At 42.2% G+C, this 8,866-nt stretch carries 6 protein-coding genes; 3 read left to right on the top strand and 3 right to left on the bottom strand.

All coding sequences use genetic code 11. The annotated features are described in order from the left end of the window. Position 1: 1 nt before the first annotated feature. The 3 genes from K5Q92_RS17055 to K5Q92_RS17065 all read right to left on the bottom strand — a co-directional run bounded on the left by K5Q92_RS17055 (position 2) and on the right by K5Q92_RS17065 (position 5,277). Complete coding sequence (locus K5Q92_RS17055; protein ID WP_259649614.1) at positions 2-3,124, bottom strand: efflux RND transporter permease subunit; 3,123 nt, start codon at positions 3,122-3,124, stop codon at positions 2-4. A 5-nt stretch (positions 3,125-3,129) separates the two neighbouring features. Further along, a complete protein-coding gene (locus tag K5Q92_RS17060; RefSeq protein WP_220770123.1) occupies positions 3,130-4,296 on the bottom strand; it encodes an efflux RND transporter periplasmic adaptor subunit in 1,167 nt (388 codons plus the stop codon). A 93-nt stretch (positions 4,297-4,389) separates the two neighbouring features. Beyond that, complete coding sequence (locus tag K5Q92_RS17065) at positions 4,390-5,277, bottom strand: LysR family transcriptional regulator (protein WP_220770124.1); 888 nt, start codon at positions 5,275-5,277, stop codon at positions 4,390-4,392. A 1,015-nt stretch (positions 5,278-6,292) separates the two neighbouring features. Here K5Q92_RS17065 and K5Q92_RS17070 point away from each other — a divergent pair. The 3 genes from K5Q92_RS17070 to K5Q92_RS17080 are packed head-to-tail and all read left to right on the top strand — an operon-like array spanning position 6,293 to position 8,767. Continuing rightward, positions 6,293-7,255: a helix-turn-helix transcriptional regulator gene (locus K5Q92_RS17070; RefSeq protein WP_220770125.1), complete on the top strand. Its 963-nt coding sequence runs from the start codon at positions 6,293-6,295 to the stop codon at positions 7,253-7,255. After that, positions 7,252-8,472, top strand: a complete 1,221-nt coding sequence (locus K5Q92_RS17075; protein ID WP_220770126.1) for an EAL domain-containing protein — start codon at positions 7,252-7,254, stop codon at positions 8,470-8,472. Before K5Q92_RS17070 ends, K5Q92_RS17075 begins: the two co-directional genes overlap by 4 nt. After that, positions 8,459-8,767: a hypothetical protein gene (locus tag K5Q92_RS17080; protein WP_220770127.1), complete on the top strand. Its 309-nt coding sequence runs from the start codon at positions 8,459-8,461 to the stop codon at positions 8,765-8,767. The genes K5Q92_RS17075 and K5Q92_RS17080 overlap by 14 nt, the downstream gene beginning before the upstream one ends. Positions 8,768-8,866: the final 99 nt, after the last annotated feature.

Genomic DNA, 8,866 nt, shown 5'->3' on the forward strand with positions numbered 1-8,866 from the left:
ATTAGTTTTGCTCCTGTGAGGAATAGATTGCAGTCTTTTCCTGAGGCTGGTTTTGCGACGTGTTTTGGGTTTTGTCTTGGCTATTGTCTTGCGCCTCCTTAGGCGCATTATCTCGATAAAATAGGCAGTAAAACGCTGGCATAATAAACAGAGATAACACTGTCGCCGCGGCTAGGCCGCCGATAATGGTGGCAGCCATCTGATCGAACAATCTGTCGGATAATAATGGGATCATGCCCAGAGCCGTGGTTAACGCCCCCATAGAGATCGCCATGGTTCGGTTGACCGTGGCTACCGTCACCGCTTCATGGATAGGTCGGTTCTTTGCACGCTCTAGCTCAATCTGATCCATTAATACGATGCCATTTTTAACGATCATTCCCATCAAGGTGATTGCACCAATCAGTGCCATAAATCCAAAAGGCTTATCGAGCAGTAACAACGTCCAGATCACCCCGATAGTGGCCAATGGCAAGGTGATTAAGATAATGGCAGGTTGCCTAAAACCATTGAACATGGCGACCATGATTATCACCATCATCAACAAGGCCTTTGGTAATTGGTTTAGGGTATCGTTAATAGCACGGTTTTCATCATAGTACTCGCCGCCCCACTCAAACGAGTAACCCGCTGGTAGAGGTATCGCTTCAATTTGATCTTTTATTTGGTTTCGCACCTGAGCTGGTGTTGCACCGAACACATCGGCTTGGGCGGTAATTGTTGGCACTCTGTCACGACGCCAAATCACGCTCTGCTCAGATTGAAGTTCAAAACCATCGACAACTTGACCGAGAGGAACACTGTGTATGCCCAGTAGTGAACGCACGGTTAAGGTTTCCAAATGACTTAAATCGCTGTGAGGGCTCCTAAAGTTAATTGGAATAAGTTGATCGCCTTGGTTGAGTGTTCCTAAAGGTACCCCTTCAGCGGCTCGCTTGATTGCCAATGAGATATCGGTACGGTTCACGCCAGCCAAACGCGCTTTTTCTTGATTTATCAAAGGTGTAATAACTTTACTCGGTTGACGCCAATCATCCCTTACATATTTAGCATTGGGGTGTTGCTTCATAATAGTTTGTGCTTGCTCTGATAAATCTTGCAACACCTTAGGATCACTTCCGGTAAAGCGTGCTTCAACGCTAAACTTGTCTTTCGTCGCAAGTTTTAGAGAGCGAAAACGTGGCTCCGCATTAGGAAACGTCTGAGCCAACCATAGATCTCCTCGCTGACTCAATTCGCTAATACCTTCGTAATCTTTGACGTTAATGACAATTTGACCATAGCTTGAATCATAGGGTTCAGGTTCAACGGTTACCGAGAAGCGAGGCGCACTTGCACCGACATAACTCGAGACTGATGAGACTTCCGCTTGCTGCAGCAGCCAGCCTTCTATTTTTTTCATGTCAGCGGAGGTTTGCTCAATTTTGGCACCGTTTGGCAACCAGTAATCTAGGAATACTAAAGGCCTGTCTGAGCTTGGAATAAAATTGATAGCAACATAAGGCGCAGCCATGGCAGTGATCAGTAATAAGGGAATGACAGAACCGATAGCCTTACGTGGATTCATCACAGTCCATTTAATCAACATCTGATAGCGACTGACTTTCTGTTCGGCTTGTTGTTTGTTTTTAGAGGGCTTACACCATAACCAACATAACAGCGGCGTTAAGGTAACGGCCACCAGCCAGGAAAATAGCAATGATGAGCAAATAATCAAGAAGACTGAGCTTGAAAACTCCCCCGCATCGGTTTTTGAGAACAGTACTGGTGTAGCCCCCATGATAGCAATCACGGTTGCAGCAAGGAGTGGCTTTGACGTTTCTTTCACCGCATCGATGGCCGCTTGAGTCCGCTCCATGCCCTTATTAAGCTTCACTATGATGAGATCGGTGATCACAATGGCATTATCAACCAACATACCCAGCGCGAGTATGAAGGTACCAAGGGATACCCGCTGCAGATCGACCCCAGCAATGTACATATAGATAAGCGTGAGCAAAATGGTAAACATCAGGCTGCTACCAACGATTGTCGCGCTCTTAAAACCCATAAAGATAAGTAGCACAGCAAATACTATCAGCACGCTTTCTAGCAGATTAGTAACAAAATCAGCTATCGACGCATTCACTTCGTCCGGTTGAAATGCGATGGTGCCTATTTCAATGCCAACAGGAAGCGTCTGCCCATAGTCCTCTATAATTTGAGTAAGTTCTTCTCCTAGGCTAACCACGTTAATCCCGTTTACAGGACTCACGGCTAAGGTAACGCCCGGCATACTATTGAAGCGACTCATGCTGGTGGCCGGAGTTTGATAGCCCAAGCTGATTTCAGCGATATCACCAAGACGAATTAGCCCTGTACTGTAGTTTCCTGCCCCGCCTTTAATGGTCAGATCTTTAATATCTTGTATGCTTTTAAACGCACTACTTTGATTGATTCGGATCCGCTCAGCCCCCACAGGGAAACTGCCACTGTCGTAGGTGAGATTTTGAGTGGCCAACTGATTAATGACTTGCGCCGAAGAGATCCCATATTGAGCTAAGCGCTCATCAGGCAGATCGATATAGATCGCTTGTTGCTGCACACCATGCAGCTCAATTTTTTTAATGCCTTCGATAGTCTTTAGCCGGCGTTGTAACTCTTTGGCATATTGGCGTAGCGCTTCTGGATCGGCATCTTTACCATGTACGCTAAAGAGCATGCCATAGACTTCAGAAAATTCGTCTTGAACGATACTAAGCTGTGCCGTTGCAGGTAGTGACAGCTTTACATCGTTCATTTTTCGCCTGAGCAGATCCCACTCCTGTGGTAAATCTTTTGAGCGGGTCGATTCCTTAAGATCGATAAAAATCATGGAGCTACCTGGGCGCGATAGTGAACGTAACTTCCACATGGAACCCATCTCTTGTAGCTTAGTCTCAATTTTATCTGTTACTTGTTGCTCCACTTCTTGGGCCGAGGCGCCCGGGTAGAGAGTGACAACAACAGCACTCTTAACGGTAAAGGACGGGTCTTCAAGCTTACCGAGTTCAAAATAGGAAATGAGTCCTACGATGACGCATAGGACACTAAAGAACAGCACAAATACGCGTTGTTTTATGGCAAATTCAGCTAAATTCATCATAACTCCTAGTAACTCGCAGACATTACAAGTGTCTGAGCAATCACTTGCTCAGGCTTTAGGAAGTCGACACCGCTAACAATGAGTTCATCGCCCTGCTTAAGCTCTCCCTCTGCAATAACGCAGGATTTTTGCATTGCTTTAAACCTGATATGCTTCACCACGACTTTTTGTTGCTCTAGGGTATAGACCTGACCAAGGTTTCCTTGAGCAATCTCATCACTGCGGGGCTCATCATCTCCCCCATTAACAAGTGCACTGTATGGAATACAGTACTGATTTGAAGTCATTTTCATATCGACGGAAACCGTTACCGATTTGCCAGGCATCAGTGTGTGATTAGCTTGATCTATGGTGTATTGCACTGTGTAAGTTTGCTTAATGGGATCGGCAAGGGTATTCATTTCACTAAACGTTGCGGTCAAAGGTTTATCATTCCCAAACCAGCTCACTGATACAGGTTGCAGATCATTGATTGAAGCCATCATGTTTTCCGGTACGTCTATCACTGCCTTTAACTGTGATGGCTGATGAATGGAAAACAGAGAAATACCTGGTGAGGTTTGCTCGAAAGTTTCTTGAGATTGAGATGCTATCACGCCATCAAAAGGCGCTTTAAGCTCGGTGTATGCCAATGCGTCTTGCGCTTTTATCAAATTCTGCGTCACCACATCAACCATGGCTAGACTGCGCTTATAACCACTTTTTGCTCTATCTAAATTGACTTGAGATATCGCATCATCTGCTATCGCTTGCTTAACCCTAGCTAATTCGGCGCTTGCTAACTGATGTGAAGCCTTTGCTTCGGCCAGTCGCGCTTCTAGCTCAACCACTGTGACTTGGTAATCGTGAGGATCGAGTCTTGCTAGCACTTGCCCTTTGACGACCTTGTCGCCAGTCTTAACTAAGATTTTCTCAATGGTACCTGGAACTCTAAACGCTAGACGTGCCGCTTGGCTTGCCTCTAATACGCCGGAAAATTGTTTCGAATTGCTCTCTGCCTTATCGCCTAAGCGCATGATTTGCACAGGACGTTGGACGACTGAAGACGGTATTTGCTCCTGTGTTTGAATCTGTACTTGAGTCTGTGCTGGCGCATCACTGCAGCCAGCAAGTATAAAAATAGATAACGAAGTGAGGCCAAGGCTGGCGAATGTTTTACTAGAAACCGTCATTACACGCTCCCAAATGAGTTAATGTGGGAGAGTGTAAGTGTTTAAGCTAATTAGATAATCGGCATTACATGCACAAGACTGTCACGAATATCATTACAATTTTATGAGTTCAGGCAGTTCTTGTAACAGAAAATCAATCAATAACCGCGTGGTAAGGCTTATACCTTTCCTGTCAGGATAGATAAGCCAGACATCCTCTTTCTTTGACTCATACTCAGGTAACACCCGAACCAGCTCTCCAGACTCAATTGCAGACACGGCATACAAGGGCGGCATAAAGCCAATACCTTGACCACCAACAATGGCTCGGCGAACAAACCCCATATGATTACAACTAAAGCGGCAGCTCATCTTGACGGTATCCGAGATCAAATCCCAACTGTTATCGAGCGTTCCATCAGGCCAGCGATAGCAGATCGCATGATGGTCTTTCAGATCTGCTAAGGTTTTAGGGACGCCGTAAAGGTTGAGATATTCCGGGCTCGCGTAGATTGCTCGGCCAAGACTCAATATTCGTCTCGCAATGAAGCCCGAATCATGGAGCTTACCGGCATAAATAACAAAATCTAAACCTTGGCTATAGATGTCATTTGCGTAGTTATTAGTAATACGCAGATCGATCTCGATATCGGGGTAAAGTTGCTGGAACTTAGCTAGAACCGGTTGCAACGCCTCGTCCCCTTCAGGCAAAAAACCAATTTTAACCTTGCCAATCGGCTTTTCGTTGATATCGAGTAGTTTATTCTTGGCCTGTTCGAGCCCTTCTAATACCTCAAGCAGATCTCGGTAATAGATCTCCCCATGCTGGGTTAAACGTAACTGACGCGTTGTTCTGAAAAATAGCTGGGCATTGAGTGACTTCTCAAGCTCGCCTATCCGTCTACTTACGTTTGCGCGGGGCAGATCTAAAGCCGTAGCTGCAGCAGTGAAACTGCCAAGCTTGACCACAATTGTAAAAAGTTTCAGATCTTCTATACGCATTGAACAGCCTCTAACGCCATTATTGAGGAGCTAAAAAAAGAGTTACTCTGGCTGGCCCCTAAGTGGCCGGAGTACTACAGGAAAAAACTGTAGCGGTTTTTAATTAATGATCAAAGCGTTATTTATCCCTTGGAGGTAAAACTCTCGCTCCTAGCGCCAAAATTGGATTTATGCTCAAGTCGATGGCTGGATTTCAGGGGGAATCGTCTCATGGCTCACCGCTCGACTAACGGTGTACTTTGTCGACAACACTGCCGCAAAATACAAACCATTAAAACTAAGCCAGCAAATTATCAACAACCTAGGAGTAAAGTCTAAAAGGTAACTGGTGTTTGAATTTGCCAGCTAAAATGGAAATTTTTACGCTTTTATATGGCGGCTCGCCCAAACGATATGGACGGCTTAGGTAAAGTTAACGTTATTTTTTAACTGGGTAAAAAGCCCAAAGGCACAATAATGCTAGGATTCAATCCCTTAGTAAATAGAGTTCTAAGGCAATCATTTCGTTGACATAAAGAGTTGATTGCTAATCACAGACAGCACACCAACTTCACTTACTAAGTCTGTTACACTCTAAATTTGCTAACAAATTTAAGGCAGGAAATTTAACATGTTTGAGCTCATTAAAAACAATTATAAGCAATCTCAGGTGAGGTCGCCTCTACTTTTACCTTCTGTTTTAAACACTTAATCAAGAGCCGTAAACTCTAATCTTATTCTCCCATATCTAAACTTTAATTTTGTTCTCGCTAGGCATGTTCACTAATGCTCCTGTATGAACTTGCCATGTTGTTAAAAATTTTAATGTTTTACATTCAATCATCGGTACATTCTACCGACTGATTTACTGGTGAGAGCATGACAAATGAAAGAGTAACAGGACTTTATTTTAATGAAAGCAAACATAGCGTGTGGATCATGTATACCGAACTGTACCCAGAGCGCATTGACGGCATAAATAAAGAACAATATATGGGACTATTAACACAATTAAGTAAAACCAATGGAACGCGTTATGACCTTTACCAATTACTCTTACTCAAAAGGCAAGCAAAACCACGTCTTTTCAACATTCCTAAAAAATCTGCGCTTGAATAACGACTTATCACAAGAACAGCTATGCTTACACCTTAGTCAACATAGCAGTCTATTTTATAATCTAGATTCCATCACTGTAAGTCGCTGGGAACGAGGCGTTAATATCCCCTCTTTGGCAAAACAAGCCGAAATTGTCGAACTGTATGATAAAGAACTCACTAACATCTATAGGAGTGATGAAAAATTTCTGGAAGAGTGCAGTCACCTTGTCACAACAAGTGATTCTGATAAACAAAAATCAAACCATCCTTATTATAGAAATGACAATTACAAAATCGAAACGATCGATCTCAACGATGATAGTTTTTATTTAGTATTAAAAATGATCTTACGTTATGAAGGTAATCCCAGCTTAAAACTAAAACCTCCTTTAGAGAAGTTTGAGAGTTTAAGTGACGTAAGAATCTCCATTGCAACAGCCTACAACGACCAAATTATCGGTCATAGCCTCTATATAGAGACAACGTCTCAAAATGTACTTGAGCTAATTAATATCAATAATGACTTAAGCCAAATTATCACCAGATGTGACAAAAACAGTCATGACACAATGCTGATCTTGTCTTCAGCTGGTGCTACTAAACAGGTCGAAAATAGCATTATGTCTACTTATATCAACAAGTTTTCGCAACAAAAACACCTACGCTATCTCTGTTTTAGTATCTGTGATGAAAATTTAATTAAGAAACTAAACACCGCTAAATTAGAGCCCTTCAAAGTGAGAAACATAGACTTAAACGACATGACAGTTGAGATCCATTCATTTTTACTTAGTCGATCAGAACTAATGGCTAACCGCTTTCTATTAAAATTGGCAGTGATTACTCCACAACAACTTGTGAGCTTCCTAGCCTCTGACGAGAAAGGAGATAACTCATGAACATTCTAATTGTTGACGATCAGGCCTTTATTAGAGAAATTATTATGCGGGAGTTTTGTCAAGTTGCGTCATCTACCCTATTCCACTTTAAAGAAGCAGATTGTGGCAATACGGCGATAAAAATACTAAGTGAAAGCCCCATAGATGTCTCCACACAATTCGACCTAGTCATTGCCGATTTGAAAATGGAAAACGGTGATGGTCTTGCGATAATTAATCACATGGCTACGACTCGTAGCCGTGAAATCCCTTTAGCGATTGTCAGTTCTTCCGATAAACGAACACTTGAACTTGTTGGCAATATAACCAACAGCTTTAGTTTGAATCTGATTGGTGTCTTTCAAAAGCCCGTAAATACCAAGGAAATTTACGCTTCGGTGATCGCAAAAAAGAATCAAACTCAGCCCAAACCTGAACTGAATATTGAAACGCCCGTATGCCATTCAGGCAACATTACATCACTGATGAACGAAGATAATCTGTTTCTTTGTTATCAACCAAAAATTGAGATAGCAACGGGTAAGCTCGTTGGTTTTGAAGTCCTATCTAGGCTGTGCATTCAAGGTGACGGTTTTATTTATCCTGATAAATTTATCCCTTTAGTTGAAGATGCAGGCCTTAACTGTCAACTCACAAAGCTCGTACTCAGCCAAGCGTTATCCCAGTGGCACTTATTTGATTCTCTAAAAAAATATCGATTGTCAATTAATATGAGTGCTAATGATCTCTTATCAGATGACTTTATCGATTACGTTATTGATAAACGTCTATGCAATGCTGATATTAAGCTTATGCTCGAGCTAACGGAATCTCAGCAAACTATCAATCAAGATAGAGCACTACAGGCTATAGCTAAATTGATCATTAACGATATTCCAATCTCACTGGACGACTTTGGTAAAAGTTATTCAACTCTGGATCGATTAGATTCTATACCATTTGAAGAGATAAAAATTGATAAAGATTTTGTGTCTGATCTTGATAAAAATCCGCAACACCAAGCTATCGTGGAATCTATCATTGCGCTGGCAAAAAATCTCAATGTAAAAGTCGTTGCAGAAGGTGTTGAAACTTTAGCTATTCAAAACCGTCTCCTTAAAATGGGTTGTCATTGTGCTCAAGGTTACTTCATCAGTCCGCCAATAGAAGGCCGTTATCTCATTCCTTGGATCAATAGTTATAACCGTCAGAGGGAGCAAAAATATGCGAACTGCTAGCCAGTGTATTAATGACAAGTTAGCACTATTCTTTAATCAATTTGACTCGAGCACTCAGGTTCATTTACACCAAGTGTTATCTGAAGAACTTAGACAATTGCATCATGATGTCTGTCTGACTTCGAGTGAAGATCCCGATAAAATTAGTGCGTTACACCACAAACATAGAGGAATTTGTCGTTACCTAAAAATGGAAAATGAAATATTATCCGAACATACAGATAATAAAGTGGCTCTGCTAGGCAACATTCAAGCTTTACAGCACTCGCTTGAGGAGCTGTCGTTTGAAATGTAACCCTATAACATATATTGCTTTTATTTTCAGTTTGTTAATGACCGTATTGATAAATATTGTTCTTTGGCAAAATGCACAAGATAAATTCAACCAGTTTTA

It is taken from the genome of Shewanella sp. MBTL60-007 (assembly GCF_019654915.1).
In the GTDB taxonomy this organism is placed as follows: Bacteria; Pseudomonadota; Gammaproteobacteria; order Enterobacterales; family Shewanellaceae; genus Shewanella.